General features: G+C 36.2%; 16 protein-coding genes and 1 tRNA gene. 6 read left to right on the top strand and 11 right to left on the bottom strand.

From position 1 onward, the window contains the following. Window positions 1-179 precede the first annotated feature (179 nt). From AAKU52_RS12285 to AAKU52_RS12255, 7 genes are all read right to left on the bottom strand, one after another. Window positions 180-1,232 (bottom strand): class I SAM-dependent methyltransferase, encoded by a 1,053-nt coding sequence (locus AAKU52_RS12285; protein WP_354333854.1) that lies wholly within the window; start codon window positions 1,230-1,232, stop codon window positions 180-182. A gap of 127 nt (window positions 1,233-1,359) precedes the next feature. Continuing rightward, window positions 1,360-1,728: a hypothetical protein gene (locus AAKU52_RS12280; protein ID WP_354333850.1), complete on the bottom strand. Its 369-nt coding sequence runs from the start codon at window positions 1,726-1,728 to the stop codon at window positions 1,360-1,362. Window positions 1,729-1,804: 76 nt separating this feature from the next. Then, complete coding sequence (locus AAKU52_RS12275) at window positions 1,805-2,446, bottom strand: DUF6266 family protein (protein ID WP_354333849.1); 642 nt, start codon at window positions 2,444-2,446, stop codon at window positions 1,805-1,807. 215 nt (window positions 2,447-2,661) lie between these two features. After that, window positions 2,662-3,816: an efflux RND transporter periplasmic adaptor subunit gene (locus AAKU52_RS12270; RefSeq protein ID WP_354333847.1), complete on the bottom strand. Its 1,155-nt coding sequence runs from the start codon at window positions 3,814-3,816 to the stop codon at window positions 2,662-2,664. Window positions 3,817-3,841: 25 nt separating this feature from the next. Beyond that, on the bottom strand, window positions 3,842-8,233 hold the full coding sequence (locus AAKU52_RS12265) for a CusA/CzcA family heavy metal efflux RND transporter (RefSeq protein WP_354333845.1): 4,392 nt from the start codon (window positions 8,231-8,233) through the stop codon (window positions 3,842-3,844). Between the two features lie 61 nt (window positions 8,234-8,294). Then, a complete protein-coding gene (locus tag AAKU52_RS12260) occupies window positions 8,295-8,603 on the bottom strand; it encodes a DUF6660 family protein (RefSeq protein WP_354333843.1) in 309 nt (102 codons plus the stop codon). Between the two features lie 37 nt (window positions 8,604-8,640). Further along, window positions 8,641-9,036: a response regulator gene (locus tag AAKU52_RS12255; protein ID WP_354333841.1), complete on the bottom strand. Its 396-nt coding sequence runs from the start codon at window positions 9,034-9,036 to the stop codon at window positions 8,641-8,643. 325 nt (window positions 9,037-9,361) lie between these two features. On the opposite strand from AAKU52_RS12255, the gene AAKU52_RS12250 reads away from it, so the two are divergent. After that, window positions 9,362-10,045, top strand: coding sequence for a DUF421 domain-containing protein (locus AAKU52_RS12250; RefSeq protein ID WP_354333839.1), 684 nt, complete (start codon window positions 9,362-9,364; stop codon window positions 10,043-10,045). Window positions 10,046-10,189: 144 nt separating this feature from the next. Here the strand turns inward: AAKU52_RS12250 and AAKU52_RS12245 are convergent. Continuing rightward, window positions 10,190-10,262 (bottom strand) — tRNA-Lys (locus tag AAKU52_RS12245). Window positions 10,263-10,663: 401 nt separating this feature from the next. On the opposite strand from AAKU52_RS12245, the gene AAKU52_RS12240 reads away from it, so the two are divergent. Next, window positions 10,664-11,551, top strand: coding sequence for an EamA family transporter (locus tag AAKU52_RS12240; protein ID WP_354333837.1), 888 nt, complete (start codon window positions 10,664-10,666; stop codon window positions 11,549-11,551). Here AAKU52_RS12240 and AAKU52_RS12235 read toward each other — a convergent pair. The 3 genes from AAKU52_RS12235 to AAKU52_RS12225 all read right to left on the bottom strand — a co-directional run bounded on the left by AAKU52_RS12235 (window position 11,548) and on the right by AAKU52_RS12225 (window position 17,547). Then, on the bottom strand, window positions 11,548-11,859 hold the full coding sequence (locus tag AAKU52_RS12235) for an HPF/RaiA family ribosome-associated protein (protein WP_354333835.1): 312 nt from the start codon (window positions 11,857-11,859) through the stop codon (window positions 11,548-11,550). The genes AAKU52_RS12240 and AAKU52_RS12235 overlap by 4 nt on opposite strands. A 76-nt stretch (window positions 11,860-11,935) precedes the next feature. Beyond that, entirely contained in the window at window positions 11,936-13,090 is a 1,155-nt protein-coding gene (locus tag AAKU52_RS12230) for a baeRF3 domain-containing protein (RefSeq protein WP_354333833.1), read from the bottom strand. A 461-nt stretch (window positions 13,091-13,551) separates the two neighbouring features. Next, window positions 13,552-17,547, bottom strand: a complete 3,996-nt coding sequence (locus AAKU52_RS12225; RefSeq protein ID WP_354333831.1) for a PAS domain S-box protein — start codon at window positions 17,545-17,547, stop codon at window positions 13,552-13,554. Between the two features lie 411 nt (window positions 17,548-17,958). Here AAKU52_RS12225 and AAKU52_RS12220 point away from each other — a divergent pair, with 411 nt between their 5' ends. From AAKU52_RS12220 to AAKU52_RS12205, 4 genes are all read left to right on the top strand, one after another. Continuing rightward, window positions 17,959-18,279, top strand: coding sequence for a hypothetical protein (locus AAKU52_RS12220; RefSeq protein ID WP_354333829.1), 321 nt, complete (start codon window positions 17,959-17,961; stop codon window positions 18,277-18,279). Between the two features lie 277 nt (window positions 18,280-18,556). Continuing rightward, window positions 18,557-19,672, top strand: a complete 1,116-nt coding sequence (locus AAKU52_RS12215; protein WP_354333827.1) for a Gfo/Idh/MocA family protein — start codon at window positions 18,557-18,559, stop codon at window positions 19,670-19,672. 53 nt (window positions 19,673-19,725) lie between these two features. Continuing rightward, entirely contained in the window at window positions 19,726-21,678 is a 1,953-nt protein-coding gene (locus AAKU52_RS12210; RefSeq protein ID WP_354333825.1) for an LTA synthase family protein, read from the top strand. Window positions 21,679-21,999: 321 nt separating this feature from the next. Then, on the top strand, window positions 22,000-22,218 hold the full coding sequence (locus AAKU52_RS12205; protein ID WP_354333822.1) for a hypothetical protein: 219 nt from the start codon (window positions 22,000-22,002) through the stop codon (window positions 22,216-22,218). Window positions 22,219-22,357: the final 139 nt, after the last annotated feature.

Genomic DNA, 22,357 nt, shown 5'->3' with positions numbered 1-22,357 from the left:
GTTCTATTACCGACACCTGCAAGAAAAATGAGCAGGCCATCTTAAATGCTTTCTTGACTATTGCTTCATCATAGAGGTACCTGAGTAGTTACAAATTATTATTAATACATATTTTACTAAGTTAACACAATTAATTAAAATGAAAAGAAAATAATGAATAAAACATTTAATGATTTCAATCAACACTTCTCCTGTATCAAAACCTTATATTTACTACCCATATCATATAATAAAGTATGACTGATCAAGGAAACTTGTCCTGCGGCCAGCAACACGTTTTTTTCGAGCGAAAAAGATTCGACCAAAGCATCCTTAAATCCTAACTCCAGTAAAAAATGACATTGATCGCTATAGCTGCATGTTTTTAAGCCATTTCTTTCCCCAAAGTACATTAATGCAGAAAAATTTACATGAGCAGTAATATCTTGTTCTCCCAGATGGTCATACAAACAGTTATTAATATGATGATTCGAATAACAAAGCAAAGTGCCATTACTTTTTACCGCCTTACAAAGCTCCTCCGATAAATAACCATAATCGATAGTCATTACATAACCCTTGGTTAAATTTGTTCCAATATCTTTTAACCAATCTAAAGCCTGTAAATTTATTTCTGTACGGAAACCCTTTGGAAGTACAATATTTAGTTCCTGAAGATAGGTTTTAAGCGCTTCTGCAGCAGGTTTTAATATTTCTGTAAAACCAATTTCATAATCCACAAAAACCTCCATCAGTTCCTCTTGCATCACTACCTGATGTATTGAAAAATTATCCAGGAGTTCATTTGAAAAAACACAGCCAATAATAGATGGAATTTCCTGAATAGAATTATACCAGGTTACTTTATCAGTTAAACGATTTCTCTCCATTTTCTGCATCACACCACTTTTTTCAATGATGCAAAAACGCAGTTGATCAAATAGTTTTTCATTGTGCTCAAGGTAGGAAAGAATATCATAGGTTAAACGACCTGTACCTGCGCCATATTCAACAACGGTGAAGGCGTTGCGGCCAAGATTTTCCCAAAGCTGTTCCAGTTTTTTGCCAATCATTGCCCCAAAAACAGGCGTAAGAAAAGCACTGGTGTAATAGTCGCCGTTTTCCCCGATTTTATTCCTTGTAGAAGTATAATAACCTAAATCAGGATAGTATAAACACATTTCCATAAACTCTAGAAATTGCATTGGGCCATGCTTCCTGATTTTTTCGATGATGATTTCTTGAAGCTTCATTATTAAACTTTATCATAGTAATACCGATAAGGTTAAAATAAGTTTTTGCTTAGCCCTCTTTATTCCAATATTTTACTATCAACCACCAATACCATTCATCATGGTGTGCCGCTTACATCTGTAGAATTTACATTACCTTATCGTTATATTTGTTGAAATCGCCAAAAATATGTTTATAATAGCTTTCTGAAAAGATAATTGAAGAACCCGAGGCGTAAGTCAACTTTCCGGAATCCAATAAATCGAAAGTACTATCCTTCAGCACTTCAGAGTACATGGTCAGGTTTTCAAAATCACCCGCTCTTATTCCGTCCAAAATAGCATTAGCAACCTTTCCAATACCTGTCTGTAAGGGCAATAATGATTTCGTTAAATTCCCTTTATCTACCTCAATGGCGAAGAAACTAACCAGGTGTTTAGCAATCATTTTTGTGGACTGATCAGGTTCGGCAATTTCCGCCGGACAATCAGTTTTATTGCATAAAATAAAGGGCATGGCTGAAATGAATAAACAAGTGACTGCCAAACATAATCAAGCCATGAGCATTGATTGCAAGTTGGCAGTCAAATTATTAAATTGCGGGTATTATTATTTTCCCAAGGTATATACTTTTTGACTGGCGAGAACGGTCCTGAGCCACAAAACCCATGTAAATATGGTACGTTGCGCCATTTACATCTGGGTTTAGCGATAAAAAATCTGTTCCGGCAATCCTGATCGCTGCTGTTTCTTTACCTACAATATTTTTCCCCTTTTCATCATAGGCAAGTAACATGGCCTGGTCATAATCATCACCATTTTCTGAAGCTGGAGACCATTGAAAACGAAGAACATTTTCGGCCTCCAACTCCATGCTTACCTGCTCCGGAAATTCCAGGTCTCCCCCACTTACCTGCACCAATTCTGGGTCAACATATTGGTTGGGATACTCCCCAGCAATCGCATTCAATAAAGTGTATGAAACTGCTGCTTTGTAACCGCCAGTGCTGCTGCCATAATTTTTAAAACCAACCCTTACAAAAAAACAAATAGGCTTAAGCCAAGCTTGTGCTATGCCAAATTTTTTACGGTTTTCTTTTTCACCCAATTTTCCTTTTCGACGTCTTTTTCCAGGTGCTGACCTGAGTATATATTGGCCGTTTAAATAATAGCCAACCAGATTGCCTACTTTTCCTGTAACACCGCCAAATACACCATCTTTTGCTTTTCCCATCTTATTTTTAATTTTAAGTTTTTAATTCATCATCATAAAGATAAGTAAAGTTCTGCAAGTTAACAACAGCATTCCTTTATTTAGACACATTTAACGCAAAGCTGCTACATTTGGCATTGTGTAATCATTGCGTTACTATTGCGTTATCATTGCGTTAACATTGCGTTAACCTATATTTAGCCACGTTTAGAATGAGGAGATTTGAATTGGGAAGGTTATTCTTCTTCTGCTGTGTTCTTCAATTTAGCCAACAGGTCATAAGCGCCGTTAAACACCACTTTATAATTTTTCTTATTAAAGCTTTCAGGTAATGTAACTTCGGTGAAACCTGATTCTGTTACGCCTGTTTTAATGGCGATCATATCGAAATGTTGTGCTTTTTCTGAAATGAAGATATATTTATTGCCCTGGTAATCTACGATAGCTTTTTCTGGTAAAGCTGGCTTTTCAAGGCTCCCTGTTTCCACCAGTGCTTTTAAATACATCCCGGGTAAAAGTTGTTTGTCTTCTTTATCCAAGTGGCAATGGATATTAACTGTCCGGTTGTCACTAATTTCGCGGCCAATTAAATAAACCGTAGCCATCCTTTCCTCGTTTTCATTAGCTAGGGTGAAGCGTACTTTCTGGCCTATTTTGATATTAGGGATGTCATTTTCAAACACCGTTAACTCGGCATGAAGGTGTTCGGTATCTACAATTTCAAACATGACATTAGTAGGGTCTACATAGGAGCCAATATTTACATTTACCTTGGTTACGTAGCCTGTAATGGGTGCATAAAGGTTAATGGTATTTTGGATATTCCCTTTTTCCAGCGTGCTCATATTGATGTTTAACAGTTGCAAGCGCTGGCGTAAACCCTGCACCCTTGCTTTCATGCTTTGAAAAGCGGATGAGGCTTGTTGCAGCGTTTTTTGAGCGTTAACTTGCTCTTTGGCAAGCGCCTCCTGTCGTTCGTATTCTGCTGTTAGAAAGGTTAACTGGCTTTTATGATCAAGGTAATCCTGTTGCAACTGTATATAGTCAGGATGTTGCATTACGGCAATGACCTGACCTTTTTTCACTTTTAAACCTTGCAAAAGGGAGGTTTGTTTTAAAATACCGCCCATCACAGCCACTACAGAAACCTTGTTTTGAGGGGGAACGTCTAGCATGCCATTAACTTTAACTGTAGCACTCAATATGCGGTTTTGAATGGCCCCAAATTGTATGTCTGCAGTTTTGGATTGCTCGGCACTGAGCACAACTTCATTTGTTACTATTGCAGGTGCTATTTCGGCTTGAGTATTATCGGTTTCTTTTTTATTACTGCAAGCGGCAATAAAAAGCAGAAGCCCTATTGAAAAAAGGTTATTTAAAAGAATCTTCATTTTATAATTTTTATAATCGTAAATATTAAGGGTTAATGCCGGTCAAAAACTCCAGTTGTACCACACTTTGATTGTAATTATTTAAAGCTTGCAGGTGGCCATTGCGGATGCTGAGGGCATTTCTAACACTGATCAGGTATTCTGCAAAACTGATGTCGCCGCTTTTATAAGCCAGTTGAACTTGCTTTAAAATTAGCTCTGCATTGGCCAATGCAGCACTTTTATAATACTTAAGGCTGCGTTGGTGTTTGAGGTACGCTTGTATGGCCTGTTGGTATTGGCGACTAAGTTTGTTTTGCTGTAAAAGGTAGTCGCTTTCTGCAATTTGAGCATGTATTGCTGCTGCTTTAACTTTTGCTTTTGCACCCGAAAAAATTGGAAGACTTAAACCCAGGTGTATGCCCTGAAAGCGGTCGCCTGAACCATAGTATACTTCTTTTCCATTCACTTGCTGACTGCCGATGAGTGTTTGGTTAAAATAGCCAATGGTAATATCTGGCAGTACCAATGCTTTTTCAACTCTTTTTTCATTTTCAGCAATTTGAAGCTGTTGTTTAAAAAGGGCTAGATTGGGGTTTCTATCGATAGAAGCGCTATCAGCAAATGAAAATGGTCTTTCCGACAAATTCATGGCCTCAATACCCCAATTATGATTTTCATTCGTGTTAGAATCGATACTGTAATTCAGTAGGGCTTTTAATTGCTCCAGCCAGGTGCTGTATTCAGCTTCATTTTCCTGCACCTGGTTACGTAGTTCGAGTAATTGTGTTTGTGCGGTGGTTTTCTCCAGTAGGTTAGTCTCCCCAGTTCTATACCTGAGGTCTGCCGATTTAAGAAAGCCAGTATAAAGACTATCCTCCCTGAGGAGCAAGTGGCCTTTTGCTGCTAAATATTGCAACTGAAAATAAGTTTCTTTGACCTGGAAACGGATTTCATTTTCGGTTACGGCCAGTTTAATATGGCTGCTTTCTATGTTAGCGTTTCCCAATGCTGCCTGTGCGCCAAAAAATGTTGGAAAAGGTATGGTTTGGGTCACTGTAATATTGTTATCGGTTTTATTTACGGTATTGTATTGCCCATACAACAAAGAAACATCCGTTTTGGGCAGTGCTATGCGAGCCTTTTTTTGCTGTTGCTGAAAGTCGATACCTAAATGTGCGGAGCCAATAGCATAATTATTTTTCAGCGCTTGATGGATTGCCTGGTCAAGGGTTAATGGAGTGTTTTGTGCTTGAGAATAAGAAGGCGTAAACAAAACGAGTCCAACTAAAGGCAATGCAATTTTTTTAATTCCCTTTTTTTTCAGTTGTTCCATTAAAATGTACAGTGATGGTAAGACCAGCAAGGTCAATAAAGTAGCAGTAATTAAACCGCCTATTACTACTGTAGCTAAAGGTTTTTGCACTTCAGCACCACTGCCACTAGAGAATGCCATTGGCAGGAAACCAAGGGATGCCACCGAGGCGGTCAGCAATACCGGCCGTAAACGCGTTGCCGTTCCTTTTAAAACAATTTCAAATAAATCTGTCATACCTTCTTTTTTTAACCGGTTAAACTCGGCAATCAACACAATTCCATTCAATACGGCCACGCCAAATAAGGCAATGAAACCAACCCCAGCAGAGATGCTGAAAGGCATGTCTCTCAGCCAAAGGGCTAATATGCCGCCTATAGCTGATAATGGTATTGCCGAAAAGATGAGCATTGCATGTTTAAAGGAATTGAAAGTGATATAAAGTAAGGTTAGGATGAGCAATAAGGCAGCGGGTACAGCAATGCCAAGGCGCGCTGTTGCTTTATTGAGGTTTTCAAACGTCCCCCCATAACTAATGGAATAACCGGGCTCAAACTTAATTTGCTGGTCTATTTTTTCCTGCATTTCATTGACAATACTTTCCACATCTCTTCCTCTCACATTGAAGCCTACGATGATCCTTCGTTTGGCATCATCCCTTTGGATTTGATTAGGGCCGACTTCAAAGCTAATGTCTGCCAATTGATTTAAGGGCACATGGTTGCCATTTGGAGCGGTAACACTTAAGTTTTTGATGTCATCGATACTCTCCCTACTTTGTTTTTCCAGCCTTACCACCAGGTCAAATCTTTTTTCGGCCTCGTAAACTTGTCCGGCTACCTCACCGGCAAAACCTGCGCGCAACACCTGATTGATGTCTTCAATGTTTAAGCCATATTGCGCAATTCTATCTCTTTTATATTTGACTACAATTTGAGGCAGACCAGTAACTTCTTCTACGTACACATCAACGGCACCGGAAGTTTTCCTGGCAATAGCGCCGGCTTGAGCAGCATATAAAGAAAGTTTAGCGAGGTCATCTCCAAAGATCTTCAGCACCACATCTTGTCGCGAGCCTGTCATGAGTTCATTAAAGCGCATTTGAATGGGCTGTTGGAAGGAGAAGTTTACCCCAGCAATTTCCTGTTCTAATTTATGATGCATTTTTTCTGCCAGTTCTTCTCGGGAGGAGGCGCTGGTCCACTCCTTTTTTTCTTTCAGGATTATCATCATATCTGCCGCTTCGATAGGCATTGGATCTGTCGGGATTTCTGAAGACCCAATTTTCCCTACCACCTGTTTAACCTCAGGGAAATTCTGGAGCAATACCTTGGCACCACGTTCTGTGGCTTGTATAGTTTCAGAAAGGCTACTGCCAGTCATTACCCTGGTTTCTACGGCAAAATCACCTTCTTCTAGTTGGGGGATAAATTCGCCACCCATGTTCAAAAAGACAATTAAGCTGATTATAAATATGACAATGGAAGTAGCGATTACTAGTACTTTCTTTTTTAAAGTGAAGAGCAACACAGGGCGATAGATTTTTTGTAATTTATTTACAAAGCGATCGGAAATATTTTGCTTATGGGTTGTTTTTTTGCTTAAAAACAAAGCCGTAATCATGGGTACATAAGTGAGCGACAAAATAAAAGCGCCTATAATAGCGAATATCACGGTTTGTGCCATGGGTTTAAACATCTTACCTTCAATACCGACCAGTGACAAAATAGGAAGGTAAACAATGAGGATAATGATTTGTCCGAAGACGGCAGAATTCATCATGCTGGATGCGGAATGTTTCACTTCCAGGTCCATTTCCTGCTTCGATAATTGCAGTGTGGCATGTTTCTTCTTACCGCTGGTAATATGGTGTAATACGCTTTCCACTATAATTACCGCACCATCGACAATTAAACCAAAATCGAGGGCACCTAATGACATGAGGTTTCCACTGACCCCGAAGATATTCATCATGATCACCGCAAACAACATAGATAATGGAATAACGGAGGCCACAATTAAGCCGGCCCTAAAATTACCCAGGAACAATACCAATACGAAAATGACGATTAAAGCACCTTCGGCAAGGTTTTTAGTTACGGTACTGATGGCATTGTTAACTAATTTGGTCCTGTCTAGAAAAGGTTCAATGATTACCCCTTCAGGAAGTGTTTTTTCTATCTGGGCGATCTTTGTTTTTACATTTTTAATTACTTCGGAGGCATTTGCGCCCCTCAACATTAAAACCAATGCACCAACAACTTCCCCGGTTCCATTTCTGGTCATGGCGCCATAACGTACTGCAGCCCCAAATTGGACGGTACCTACATTGCTCAATAGCAAAGGAATGCCGTTTTTTTCAGTTTTAACAACGATATTTTTTATGTCTTCCAGGCTGGTAATCAGTCCTTCGCTCCTGATAAAGTAAGCATTTGGCTTTTTATCAATATAAGCACCACCTGTATTTTGATTATTCTTTTGTAAGGCATTAAATACATCAGTAACACTCAGGTTTAAGCTGCGTAATTTATCAGGGTTTAGTGCAATTTCATACTGTTTGAGGTAGCCACCAAAACTGCTTACATCAGCGACACCTTCGGTGCCTAATAATTGACGGCGGATAATGCCATCCTGGATGCTCCTAAGTTCCACGGGTGGGTATTTTTTCTCGTAACCGGGCTTCGCTAGTACCATATACTGGAATATTTCGCCAAGACCAGTAGTTGCCGGAGCCATTTCGGGGGAGCCCATACCTGCAGGAATTTGATTTTTGGCCAATGGCAGTCGTTCGCTAATTTGAGCGCGGGCAAAGTAATTGTCGATATTGTCTTTAAAGACCAGGGTTACAACGGAAAGGCCGAAGCGGGAGAATGACCTTACCTCTTCAATTCCAGGTATAGTGGCCATGGTTTGTTCAACAGGAAAAGTAACAAAACGTTCTATATCCTGTGCGCCATTTGAGGGAGAAACGGTGATGATCTGTACTTGATTATTAGTGATGTCGGGAACTGCATCTATAGGCAGCTGGGTTACTGAATACCCTCCCCAAAGGATAAGGGCAAGCATAAACAGTCCTATAATGAACTTATTGTTTATAGAAAACCCAATGATTTTATCTAACATTTTTGGTGTTTATATGAAATAAATGGTGATTCCATACGCAGTGTTTACTGCAGTTATGGATTTAAATTAAATTCAAATGTTTAGTAAATCTTGGCGGTTGCCAGATGGGAAAACTGATGTCAATAAAGTCTGAGGTAAAATAAACTGGATAAGGTCCTTTTGGAAGAGAATAATCAGAATTTAAAACCACAGAAATCTTGCCGATGGCTGGAATAGAGCAGCAGGCGCAATAACAAAATGGGGAGCATTGATCAGTTTTATCCTGATGATGGTTAACGGTTTTGGTTTCTTTCCAAACTTCCATATCTGTACAGGGCACTAAATGAAGTACCATGATTAAATAGATAATTAGGATAGAAATATAACGCATCACACAAAAATAAAAATTTTATGTGAATAAAAAGTATTTAATTAAGCCAAATGTTTAGCTCAACTACATTACTGGCAGAAATTAACGTATTAAATTGTTGCGTTAAAAGATAGAGGTCAAATGGTTTTTCAACAAACAAATCACATTGATAAAGACTTGGCAATAAGAGACTTTCAGGAAAAGCAGAAAAAATGACTACAGGTATTTTGTTATATTTATTATTGCTTTTAATCTGCTGACAAAGCCTGCCTCCATTTACATCTTTAAGCTGGTAATCAAGCAGAACTAGATTTGGTTTAAACTTTTTAATTAAGTCTAACAAGTTGTTGGTTTCTGATAATGCTTTAACAATAAATCCTTCTTCACTAAACCATTCGTTCAGTATATCTAAAACAGCGTCATCATCATCAATAATTAATATTTTACTTTTCATGACAATTTCCGTTTAAATTGATGATGATTGCAGGGAATTATAATTTCGATTTGTTTATAAATACTTAATTCAAGTATTTATAAACTTTCATATAAAAGTACAATTTATTATTTAATCCATATTGTTTATTTTCATAATAAAATATTTATTTATTTTTCCTCCATTTTCAGGACATCTATGTATTTTTAAAGCCAGATAAAACGTATTTGTTAATCCTAATGAAAAAATACTTTCATAATCGCTTCTTTATGTTTGCCGTTGTAATATTTCAAACATTTTGAATTGTTAAGGTGTTCGTGATGTACAAATAGAGACATTTATGAAAATGGATTGGCATAACTTATTTTTTAGTGATCAACCTTATAGCTTCTTTCTAGAAATATTATTTCGGACACCATTGATGTTTTTAGCAGTTGTATTGGTTTTGCGGTTTACTGGAAAGAGAGGTGTTCAGCAGCTTTCTATTTTTGAAATGGTGATGATCATCACTCTGGGTTCTGCTGCTGGTGATGCCATGTTTTATAAGGAAGTGGGCTTACTCCATGCGATTGCAGTTTTTGTAATAGTTCTGGGTATCTATAGGCTTCTCATTTTTTTTATAACTAAAAGTGAAAAAGTCGAGAAGCTGTTAGAGGGTGAGCCCCTTTATATTATTAGGCATGGCAAACTTTGCTTGAATGAAACCAATGGTGATGATTTAGGCTCAGATGAATTTTTCGGTGAACTGCGTGGTTTTAATATTGAACATTTGGGGCAAATACGGTTTGCTATTTTAGAGGATACGGGTAAAATAAGTGTTTTTTATTATACGGATGAGGAGGTTAAGCCAGGTTTACCAATTCTGCCGGATGAATATGCTAAGAAAAATTGCAGTATTGTAAAGCCAGGCCTTTTTGCATGTGCTAATTGTGGCAGCACTTATTTATTGCAGGTTAGTGAGACGGTAATTTGTGAAAACTGTAAAAAGAATTTATGGGTGGAAGCCATTGACAGAAAAAGGATTACTTAACGCTTTGCTTTTTAGAAGGCCTCGTCTATAATTTCTTTGTTGGTCATTGCCCCTGCTGTAGACTTTACAATTAGATTAAACTAACCTTTATTCTTTCCAATATTTTATAACGTAAAATGCCTCAATTTGCATTGAGGCATTTTGTGATCCCGCTGGGATTCGAACCCAGGACCACTACATTAAAAGTGTAATGCTCTACCAGCTGAGCTACGGAATCATCTTCCTTTTTGAAGAAATGCAAAGATATAATTTTATTCTAAAAAAAATGTAATAATATATCAAATAATTATAATTCACTGCTAATCAACCATATTATTTACATGAAACCTTTAATCCATTATCAGTTAAAAAAGCTTCTGCACCTTCACTTTCCTCCATTTACTACTATGGTGTATCAGTTCCATTTCGAGGTATTTTTTGCTTAGCACCAACAGCGCTCCAGGGTGTTTTTAAAATTCGTTGATTCCTTACTGCTTTATTTGACGGTACAAATAGACCTTTAACTAACGGTTTGCTTTTGCCATGGACATGATCGTGAAGGCGTAGGGATGATGATCTCCCAATTTCTGAAGTCCGTTTGAATCTTTTTATTGTAAATTGCCCAAAAAAAAGTTGTTAATGGGGACTAATTTAAAAGGGGTGTTATTAGTGGTTTCTGGTGCAATGAGTTATGGAATACTTGCTACTATTGTAAAGTATTCAAACAACTTAGGAATGCACACTAGTACACTCGCATTTATGCAATATTTGGTTGGTGTAGTGGTATTGAGTGTTATTGTTGGAATAAAGCAAAAAACAGGGCATATCCAGCGTCCAACAGCTTCATCAAAACTTAAGCTGGTACTATTTGGTACTTCTGTGGGTGTTACAAGTTGTTTATACTATTATGCTTTACAATATATTCCAGTTTCTTTGGGTATTATACTGCTAATGCAATCTATTTGGATGGGAGTTATACTCGAATATATCATCACAAAAAAAACAATTTCTTCAGCTAAAATATTAGCTGCAATTATAACCATCTTAGGAACCGTTTTAGCGTCTAATGTTTTATTCCAAAAAGCTGAAATCCATTGGATAGGTATTTTTTGGGGTTTAGGAGCCGCTGCGTCTTATACTTTGTCACTTTATGCCTCGAGTAATGTAGAGCGAAATATTGAAAGCTATATAAGGAGCAAATATTTAATTATTGGTGGATTTATTGCTGTTATCCTTTTTTGGAACATTTCTATTCTGAGCAACTTTAATCGTGCTGATATCATTGTTAGTGGTATTGTTTTAGGGCTATTTGGAACCGTATTGCCCCCTTTACTTTTCACCAAAGGAATCCCTTATATTGGACTAGGCCTGGCAAGTATTCTAATTTCGATAGAAATTCCTGTATCAATTATATCAGCACAATTAATTTTGGGAGAACAGGTATTTTTAATACAATGGTTAGGCGTTTTTATTATTCTAATTTCAGTAATTATCGCGAATTTGAAAACCATCAAGAAAAAAACCTAATTATTCATTCGTCCGATAATGGTTTCTAATGCAGCCTTTAATTTTTCAATTGCACCTTCTACAGCTTGTTCTGATGTATTCGAAGAAAGATTAACTGCAATTGGCTGTCTGCCTTCCATTCTTGCTTCAAGCAAACATCTGATACTATTTTGTCCGTTTTTACTGCCATCTTCATCAGAAAGGTGTATTTCTAATCGTGTCAAATGTTCACTAAATCTACCTAGCTTGTCTGCTACAATAGTTGTTAAATGAGTTTCAAGTTCATTCTTTCCGGCTATGTTGTTGTCTGTGTTAAATTGAATTGTCATCTTTAATTTTATTTTAAATTAACTATTACGATTAAATAAGTGTCATTTCTATTGAAACTTTTAGGAAAGTTTATGACTAGTACCTGAAAATGGCAGCAATACCAGTTTCACTTGGCATATATATTTTTGGCACAATAAAGACTTGTCCTCCTAATTGTGTAACCAATTCGCCAATGTCATCAAGAAGATCATCTACTTTAGGGTCAATTACAGCTGTGGTCTGAATAGCTCCTGTGTCCTTATTTGTTATTTTTCCTGCTATTATTCGGTCTGACTCTAATAAAAGTGTACCCACCTTTCCTTCTGCAACTGCTTTAGCTACGTCCTTAATATTATCGCTTCCTATTTTATTCGCTTTTGCCTGCTCAAAATCTTCCACTAATCCTTTTAACTTAAGTATATATGCTGGTTCTATAACCTCCCAAGACATCGTTGTAAGTTTGTCAATGGAGATAGCTTTATAATTCGCATGAATTCCGTTTTCCAATAACAAGTGGTTGTTACTTACTTTGTGAAAAAGGTTATGGTGTTCAGGTAATGCTGCAAGTATAAGAGGTAAACCGGAAGGCTTACTGTATTTCTCGTAAACATTGGTGGCAACAACACGAAAGAATCGTTCAGAATCTACGTCTACTTCATCTTTTTTACCGCCATGACCGTGATGCATCTTTGAACTGTCACCTCCTGCGCCGCCATAACTTGCAACTGTTGAATGTTTTTCTGTTAACTTGTCACCAAGTACAGCCTCTATCGTTGTTGGAAAATCACTGGGTATTTTTACCTCAATAAGCGAATGTCGATTGCCTTCAAAGAGTTTAATATCGTTTAAGCTTAAACCAAGTACTTGGTATCGGTCAAGAGATTGTAAATATTTGCGCAGTGGCTTGGTATGCATACTATTCGCAACAATTGCTAATTTTTCAACGGGTACTTGCAAATTGATGGTTTTGAAAAGCGAAGGACTACTAAATACCGCAAGTCCATCAGTTACATGGTTCCAAAAACTGGAATTATTACCCAATTCTTCAATAGGCTCAAGAATTTTCGCTACTTCTTTGCTTGAATATTGTTTTAGCAGGGATTCTTCCAGTTGTTTAACGAGATTCTTAAACTTTATAGGATCTTGAAGGTTTTCAGGATGACTGCGATGAGTAGGCATATAAAGTGATAAACAAGGGTCTTCATTAACCAATAAGAGTTCTTGAACTAGATGTTTGTTGAGTAAATTCATGCTTTTTTTGTTAAGGTAATTATTGTCTTTTACTTTCCTGTCGAAAAGTCAAGAACAGCTTGAAAGCTTTTTGGTTCCGTTAACAATGCTGTATTTTTCTGCGTAAATAGGGAAAGTGTTTATGCCCTCAAATTAATATGCACTTATTAGGTAAAAAACAGTCATTTATTCTTTGAATGATCATTAAATGATTAGTATTTTAAAGCTTAATACATAAACATTAGAATAAAGAAATTGTTTGATTTTAAGAAAATAATTTGTTTGAAATTAATGTGAATTTTTAAATTATCTCTATTGATTTATTCAAAATTTTAAACTTGAGCAAATTGCTTTTCAAATAACTAACAGCCTAGCTTGCGTCCTTTCTATTGGTGCCAGAGAAAAGGCATCTTAATCTAGCTCAAAAGTGCTTCCTGTTTGAATCCAATTGGTTAAGTGAGCAGCGTTAACTAAGCTTATTATTATATGTTTCTAGAGGAAGAATTTAAGTTTAGCCATTTATTGAACACAACAACAAGAGAAGCCTCAATAATCGGCTTGGCAACAAAGTCATCCATTCCCGAAAGTAGGCACTTCTCCTTTTCGCCTTTTACGCTAGCCGCTGTTAATGCAATAATGGGGATGTGGGTATCCACTTCTAATATCCTTATTTGCGTTGTGGCTTGATAGCCATTGAGTTCTGGCATTTGAACATCCATCAAAATTAAGTCTGGCAACTGCTCCTTACAGAAAGCTACTGCTTCTACCCCATTTATGGCCTGTATTAACTTGGCATTTGGCAAAATTCTTTTAATAATGGTTCTAGAAAGCAACATATTTATAGCATTGTCTTCAGCAACCAGAATTGTAAAGACCTCTTTAGAAATTTCAGCTTTATTTATCGGAGATTTTTTAGTTGTTTCTTCTGTTTTATTGATCCGTGACAATGCATTATAGATGTCCTGCATTTTAAGCGGCTTTACTAAACGTTGGTTTACATTTAATTCTTCACATGCTTTAATCAGTTTCCCATCATCAGAAGAACTATGCAACATGATGATTGGCTGGTCTTTAGGCGTGTCGCCTGAACGCTCCCGGATCTTTTTAATCGTTTCCAATCCGTCCATAAATGGCATGTGATAATCCATTAAAATAACATCAAAATGATTTCCTGATGCTAATAACCGTAAGGCTTCAACTCCATTTTTTGCCTGGACTGTTTGAATGTTTTTGAGTAATAACATTTGACTAATAATTAGTCGGTTGTTCTCATTATCATCAACAACTAGTACTTTTTTAATCTGTTCCATATTTCCCCTGTTGATAGGTACTCCAATTTCAGATTTCAAGGAAACCTCAAAATAAAAAACACTTCCTTTGCCTGGCTCACTTAAGAGTTGCAAACGACTACCCATCAAGGCAAGGAGCCTATTGGAGATCGTTAAGCCTAGTCCTGTACCGCCATATTTTTTAGTTATTGAGCCGTCTTCTTGTGAAAAAGCCTCAAATATTTTGCTTTGTTTATCTGGCCTGATACCAATTCCAGTATCTCTCACTCCAAACCGAATCACAGTATGATCTTCCTGGTGATTTAATACTTCAATTTTTAGTTCAATTTCGCCATTTTCAGTAAATTTAGAAGCATTTCCCAAAAGATTAATCAATATTTGTTTCAGCCTTACCGAATCTGCATAAATGAATCTTGGTAAATCTGGTGAGATATTTAATAGCATTTCAAGTCCTTTGGTTTGGATTTGATAAGCAATAATATCAGAAGCCTGACAACTCATTTCGTATAAATCGAATTTTTCAATATCTAGTTCCAGCTTACCTGCTTCAATTTTGGAGAAATCTAAAATATCATTGATAATACTGAGTAAGGCCGTGGCTGAGTGGTTTACAATAGATAAATATTGCTCTTGTGTTTCATTAAGATTTGTTTTTAAAACAAGGTCGGTAAATCCAATTACCCCATTTAAAGGGGTACGGATTTCATGGCTCATATTAGCTAAAAACTCGGATTTAGCAACACTTGCTTGTTCAGCCATAAATTTGGCTTTTTTCAGTTCTTCGCGTTGTTCTATAATAGAGGTAATATTTTGTGTGCATATCATCATTCCCCCTATTTTTCCATCATATTCATACCAAGGACGCATTTCCCAGGTTAGATAGATATCAAATTCACTGTTGGCTGATCTATAAATATCTTCTTCTTTTCGCAGTACCTCTCCTTGTAAAACAAGTTTGTGCCTTTCTATGCGTTCCCGATTCAGGTTAGGGAAAACATCATAATGGGACATACCAATTACCTTTTGTTCCTGAAGATGGTAATCTTGTATCCATTTATTGCTTACAGCAAGGTATTTCATTTCCTTATCCAACATAGCAACTGCCGCTGGTGCATGTTCTACAAATGCGGATAGCCTTGATTTTTCTGTTAGCAAAGCTTGTTCTATAAGCTTCCGCTGTGTGATATCTGTTGCAATACCAAGGTAACCTATTATCAGGTTATTTGCATCCCTTATCGCAGTGGTCACTAATGCAACCGTCCTTTTGGCCCCATCTTTTCTTAGATATGTCCATTCCCTGTTTTCAGAGCCTTGGGATTCAGCTAGATGAACAAAAACTCTATAATCCGAAATCGGAAGGTTAAATTCTTTTGTTAATTCCTCCCCTCGTCTGGATATTTCTTTAGGGCAGTGCAAGATAGCAGGTGTATTTTTTCTAACCATCTCTTCGGCAGCATAACCAAGTAGCCTTTCTGCACCAGAATTAAAAAGTGTTATCATACCATTGACGTCGGTAGCTATTATACTAACGGTGGAGGCGGCATTGAGCACATCGGCTAGTAATTTTTTAGATGCATTTAATTCAATTTTCGCAAGTTTACTTTCATTTACATCCTGGAACGTTCCAAATAATCTTTTGCAGTTTCCATTGATAAATTCTGAATTCCCCAAAGACCTAACCCAGAGTGTTTCCTTTTTCTGATTTATAATTTCTAATTCCAGGTCCCAGGATTTACCTTCACATATAGCAACATTGATCGCTTTTTTAATGCTCTCCCTGCTTTCGCCTTCTTTATAAAAATCAATAGCAGTTAGCAGTTCTGGTTGGTAATTACTTTCAACGCTGTGAATATCTTTAGTTACAGCGCTCCAAACAATATGTTGTTTTTGGATGTCAAATTCCCAGCCTCCAACCCTGGCTACTTTATTTGTCTGCTCTAAAAGTCCTTTCGTATATTTGAGGTCTTCCTCCAAACTAAATCTTTCGGTAATATCAATGCCATTCCCTATAATATAGTCGATTGCATTCGCCGGGTTTTTCTCGAGGACATTATTAAACATCCAGATATGATTTCCACCATTTTTATTAAGTGTAATCATTTGACCTTTTACATGTCCAACTTGTTTAATCTCTGCAAGGTAAGCAGATATGCCCTCGTGATGCTTTTTAGCAACAATATCAAACAAGCTCAATTTCATCAGCTCTTCCCGGGTATAACCTAATATGTGAGCACCTGCTTCATTAACAGATAAAAAATTCCCTTCTAAATCATGAGTGCACATTAATCCTTGCGAGTTTTCAAAAAACACCTTCAACCTATCCTCGCTTATACGGAGCTTTCTCTCTTTTTCTTTTTCATCAGTTACATCACGGGCTATAGCAAATAAATTACCTGTACCGGGTTCTGGTGTGGCTGCCCATTGTAGCGTCTTATATTCACCTGTATTTGTTTGAATCCGATGTGTAAGATTGATAACGCTTTCGCCAGAAACTATTTTATGGATCTCATTTTGGGTGGGCTCCAGATCATCAGGATGCACGAGCTCATAAAAAGATTTATGGAGTATGGTCTCCATATCCCATCCTAAAAGATTTTGAAAGGAAGGATTAACTTTTTTGAAGTAACCATCTGTGTCTGCTATGCAGATTAGATCATTTGATAATTGGAAAAGTTTTTCGAAATGCTTAAGCTCTTGTTTTTGTCTCCGTTCTACGATAAGCTTGATTACTTCGCCTCCAAGTAAATATAGTCCTCGTTTTTGTTTCTCTGATAAGATTTTAGGTTTACTATCGATCACACAGATTGTACCTAAAGCAAAACCTTTGGGATCTATTAAAGGTTGTCCTGCATAAAAACGTATTTTGTGCCCATTAGTAACTAAGGCATTGTTTTTAAATCGGTCATCCTTTGTAGCATCCTCTATTTCAAAAATATGATCTGTTTGTATAGTATGGTGACAAAAAGCAATATTGCGTGGTGTTTCATTGATATCAATACCCACCTTTGACTTAAACCATTGGCGATCTTCATCAATTAATGAAATAAGTGAAATTGGTACCTCGCAGATCATCGCTGCTAGTTCTGTAAAGTGATCAAACTCCTCCTCACTTATACTATCTAAAATTTGATAGTCGCGTAAGGCTTTTAGACGTTCACTTTCAACTTGATTCTTGTATATTTTGCTCACAGTTAAAAATTTAATATAACATTACCTATTCTTGTAAAACAATTATCTACATTATTTAATTGTTTTATTCAAAGGCAGTTAGTAGTTGATATACCAAAATAATATTTAATCAATAAGTTTTATAAATTCTAAAATAGTCTGACTAAACTACATAATTTTTTATTCTGTAGGAAGGGAGCCTAGTATTAATTTGAGTATAATACAGCAACATACATAAAAAAAACGAATTAAAACTTCGTGTACACAACAATGGTTAAAGGTCTTTGCCTGATTTTGCATCGTAAATCTAGTAAGATTTGTGCGCTTTTGTATATGGTTAGAACTTTCTCATTCTATGATGAACAGGCTAGGTGAAAATATGGATCTTATCATAGTATAATCTTCCGGATAACTGGTATATTTGCCTCAATTATGGGTTACGCAAAAGAAAGAGGAAAGCTAGAAAAGCTGTTAATAAGAATTGTTAGTTTAAATACTTACGATGAGAAAAATTTAGTGATTCTCAATGATAGCCATGAAAAATATTCACATACTGTGAGGATATTGAAGAATAAAGAACCAGATACATTTAGTGAGCTCTACAAAAATGAATTACAGGAAATAAAAAGTGGTAAAATAGCGATTAAAGAAAGTGATTCAGATGAGGCACGTCAGAATAACTTCCTGTTATATAAAGACTCAATCGTTCGCGCCTTAGAAAAAACTATTCAAACTACAAACGAGACTCTGTAATATGCGGGCCGTTATTAAACCAGGCTTTATCACAAATGCAATGATAAAGCCTGGTTTTTAATTTTAATTTCCTAGTAATTTTTTATAACAATTAAGTATTGGTAGAATTAAAATATATAGATCTGCTTTTAATAGGCAGATTGTAAAATGTAAAATCGATCGTTTTACCTTAGTTTCTAATTAACTGTTTTTTTGGTTTAATCAATTGCTTTTCTGCGCTTATGAATGAATTTAAGTTATAAATGTATACATTAATCATCATTGTTAAATAAGCCTTATGAAACACTTTTATCTAAAATATTCACCTTCATTTTGTAAAATACTTTTGATCGTACTTTTCCTGTTCGTTGGGTTATCTGCCAGTGTTTTTGCACAACAGAAATTGCGTGTAGTTATTGCCGGTTTGAATCATGACCATATACACAATGTTTTACAGCAGTTTAATAAAGGAGAGGTGAATGTTGTTGGGATTGTTGAGCCTAATAAACAGTTACACAAAAAATTTGGAAAACTTTACCACATCCCCGATTCCCTGTTTTTTGATGACCTTAAAAATTTATTGGTACTGAAAAAACCAGATGCCGTATTGGGTTATAATGCCGTTGGCGAACATTTGGCTATTGTTCAAATCTGTGCGCCACTGGGGATTACGGTAATGGTTGAAAAACCTTTAGCGGCTAACTTGCAGCAAGCTAAACAAATTGAAGCATTAGCTATTAAACACAATATTAAAGTGTTGACAAATTATGAAACGACTTGGTACCCTTCGTATCATGAGCTTTACAACACTATTAATAAGAATAGTATCGGAAAGATTAAAAAAATGATTGTGCATGATGGACATCAGGGGCCAAAAGAAATTGGCTGTAGTCCGGAGTTTTTAAGCTGGCTTACCAATCCAGTTTTGAATGGTGCGGGTGCGCTAAACGATTTTGGGTGTTATGGGGCGGTACTGATGACTTGGCTGATGAAAGGCCATAAACCCATCGCGGTAACGGCTGTTACCAGGAATTATAAACCAGATTTATATCCTAAAGTTGATGATGATGCAACTATTATATTGGAATATCCGGAAGCAACTGGTTTGATTGAAGCATCTTGGAACTGGCCTTTTTCAATCAAAGATCTAGAGGTATTTGGAGAAACAGGATATCTTCATGCGCTGGATAATGTTAATATTAATAGTCGCATTGGTGAAAATAAAATGGACGCTAAAAAAGCGGAACCAATGACCATTCCTTTTAATGATCCTATGGTTTACCTAGCGGCGATAATCAATCATAAACTTCAACCAAGTGATGATCTTTCTTCCTTAAAGTTCAATATGATTGTCATGGAAATTCTTGATGCAGCTAAAAGATCAGCTGGTAGCGGCAAAAGAATTGTTTTATAACTTCAAATTTTCTACAGGTTTGGATGCTATGTTTTTATAATCAAATATTAAATATGTTTAAAAATTTCCTGCAAAATAGATACAGCATTTTTACTGGGTATATACTTTACTTTTTAATTTCTTCCTTCTTAATCAGAACGACATTATTGTTGTCTGCAAGTCAACAAACCTCTTTTGGAATAACAGCTATCCTAAAACTTTACCTCACAGGTCTTTTTTACGATTTTGGAACTGTTGTTTTTCTTACTTTTTCATATAGCTTGTACCTCTTGGTTATACCCAATAGGTTTAATTCACATAAAGTAAACCAGCTTTTCACTATAGTACTGTTTTCATTTTTTGTATTCCTTTCTTTGTTTTCTTTTTTTGCTGAACTTACTTTTTGGCAGGAGTTTGAAAGTCGTTTTAATTTTATAGCGGTTGATTATCTTATCTATACCTATGAAGTAGTCAATAATATCAATGAATCTTATCCACTACCTATTTTAATAGGAGGAATGTTACTGACCACCTTTGGCTTGAGTTTTATTTTCTATAAGCTAAATGTTTTCAAAAGTAGTTTCCAATCCAACACTCCATTAAAATATCGCTTATATACCACGGGATGTCTTTTTTTGTTGTTATGTTTTTATGGATTGATTGTCAAAAACTCCTGGACTGAAAATAGTCGCAACCGTTATGCAAATGAATTGAGTAAGGCTGGTATTTATTCTTTTTTTGCTGCTTTCAAAAACAATGAATTGAATTATCGGGAGTTTTATCACTTAATAGATAACAATAAAGCTTTTGAACTGATCAGAGCTGAATTGAAGAAAAGTAATGCTGTTTTTAAGAAACCATTTTCTTCCATTTCCAGAACAATTGATGCTGGAAATTCCACTTACCGGCCAAATGTAATCATGATCACTGTGGAAAGTTTGAGTGCAGATTTTATGGCTTATTATGGAAATACACAAAACTTAACTCCAGTTCTGGATTCACTTGCAAAAAACAGTATTTTCTTTAGTAATATGTATGCCACTGGCACCCGTACTGTTAGGGGCATGGAAGCCTTGTCGCTTTCTATCCCACCAACACCTGGAAGTAGTATTGTTAGAAGACCAGAAAACGAACTACTTTTTAGTATCGGTCATGTATTTAATCAGAAAAAATATATCAGCACCTTTTTTTATGGGGGTGACGGTTACTTTGATAACATGAACCATTATTTTGGTAATAATGGTTATAACATTGTTGATCGCGGACGAAAGATCCTGAATGATGATTTCCCGGCTACAAGAACGCCTATTACCGATAAAGAAGTTAAATTTGAGAATGCATGGGGTGTTTGCGATGAAGATGTATTGAACGTAGTAATAGAAGATGCGGATAAAAAATTTAAGCAACACCAGCTGTTTAATAATTTTGTAATGACTACCTCCAATCATCGTCCTTTTACTTATCCAAATGGAAAAATAAATATTCCTTCAGGAACTAATCGTGAAGGTGCTGTGCGATATACTGATTATGCCATTGGTAGTTTTTTGAAAAAGATAAAAACCAAACCCTGGTATAACAATACGGTCGTTATTATTATAGCAGATCACTGTGCCAGTAGTGCAGGTAAAAACGAAATCGATTTGTCTAAATACCAAATACCCTGTATGATATTAAATGTTAAGGGTGAATTAAAGCAGAATATTTCTACAATGAGTTCCCAGATTGACCTTTTCCCTACCCTTTGGTCGCTGATGGGTTGGAAATATGAGAGTAATTTTTATGGACAAAATGTTTTGGACCCAACATATCAACCTCGAGTCTTATTGGGTACTTATCAAAAGTTGGTGTATATGAAATCTGATAGTCTGGTTATACTGAGCCCACAGAGGAAAGTAGAAACTTATATATATAACAAAGCTAAAAATGAGCAAATACCAGCAGTATTTCCGAAACTAATTATCTCTAAGGCCATAGCTAATTACCAAACCGCTTATGACTTGTTTAAGTCTGGTGGACTACGACAATAAGGGTTTACAGTTGCTTTATTTAAATATTCTGGTCAACATGGTATCAGCCAGCGGTTAAAATCGTGAAACGAAAAGCACGAAGCTTTAAGATAAGTGGAGGTGAGAGTGTGAGTTTTACGATCTTAACGAAAGTTTACAGAGTGGTATTGCGTCTTCTGTTTTCCATCTCCTTTCTGGTACAGGTATAAATCCGGCTTTAGAAAAAGACGATAAAAGCAAGTGTTACTCATTTACTGGTGTAAAGCCTCATATCATTTTCGTGCAAATTCATGATGGGAAGATGATATCTTCGCTTTTCGTTTGGAGAACAAGAAACTGTTTGTGAAAATAGATAATGGGAAAGATCCAGTTCAAGATGCAAATTATCAATTAGGCAAAACGTTTACTTTGATGTTTAAGGTTCGAGATAATGAAACTGAATGTTATTACAATTTCGAATTAAAAATTAAATACAAAAAGCTTTCAAAAATTCCTATTTTAAAGCGGGGGCTTATGTTTAGTCTTCTTGCAAGGGGAAGAAGAAAGTGGAAGGGGAATTAGGTGATTCTTATGGCGAAATGGAGATTTACCTACTATGGGTGAAGCATAATTTATTGTTTCTGTTTATCAGTAGGTTACAGTCGCTTTATTTAACTTTTTGTTTTATTATTTCGTGCTTAAAAGAAAAGTTCTATCTTTG

The organism is Pedobacter sp. CG_S7 (genome assembly GCF_040544395.1).
Lineage (GTDB): Bacteria > Bacteroidota > Bacteroidia > Sphingobacteriales > Sphingobacteriaceae > Pedobacter.
Note: the sequence above shows the minus strand (reverse complement) of the source record. Positions and strands in the feature narration are given on the sequence as shown.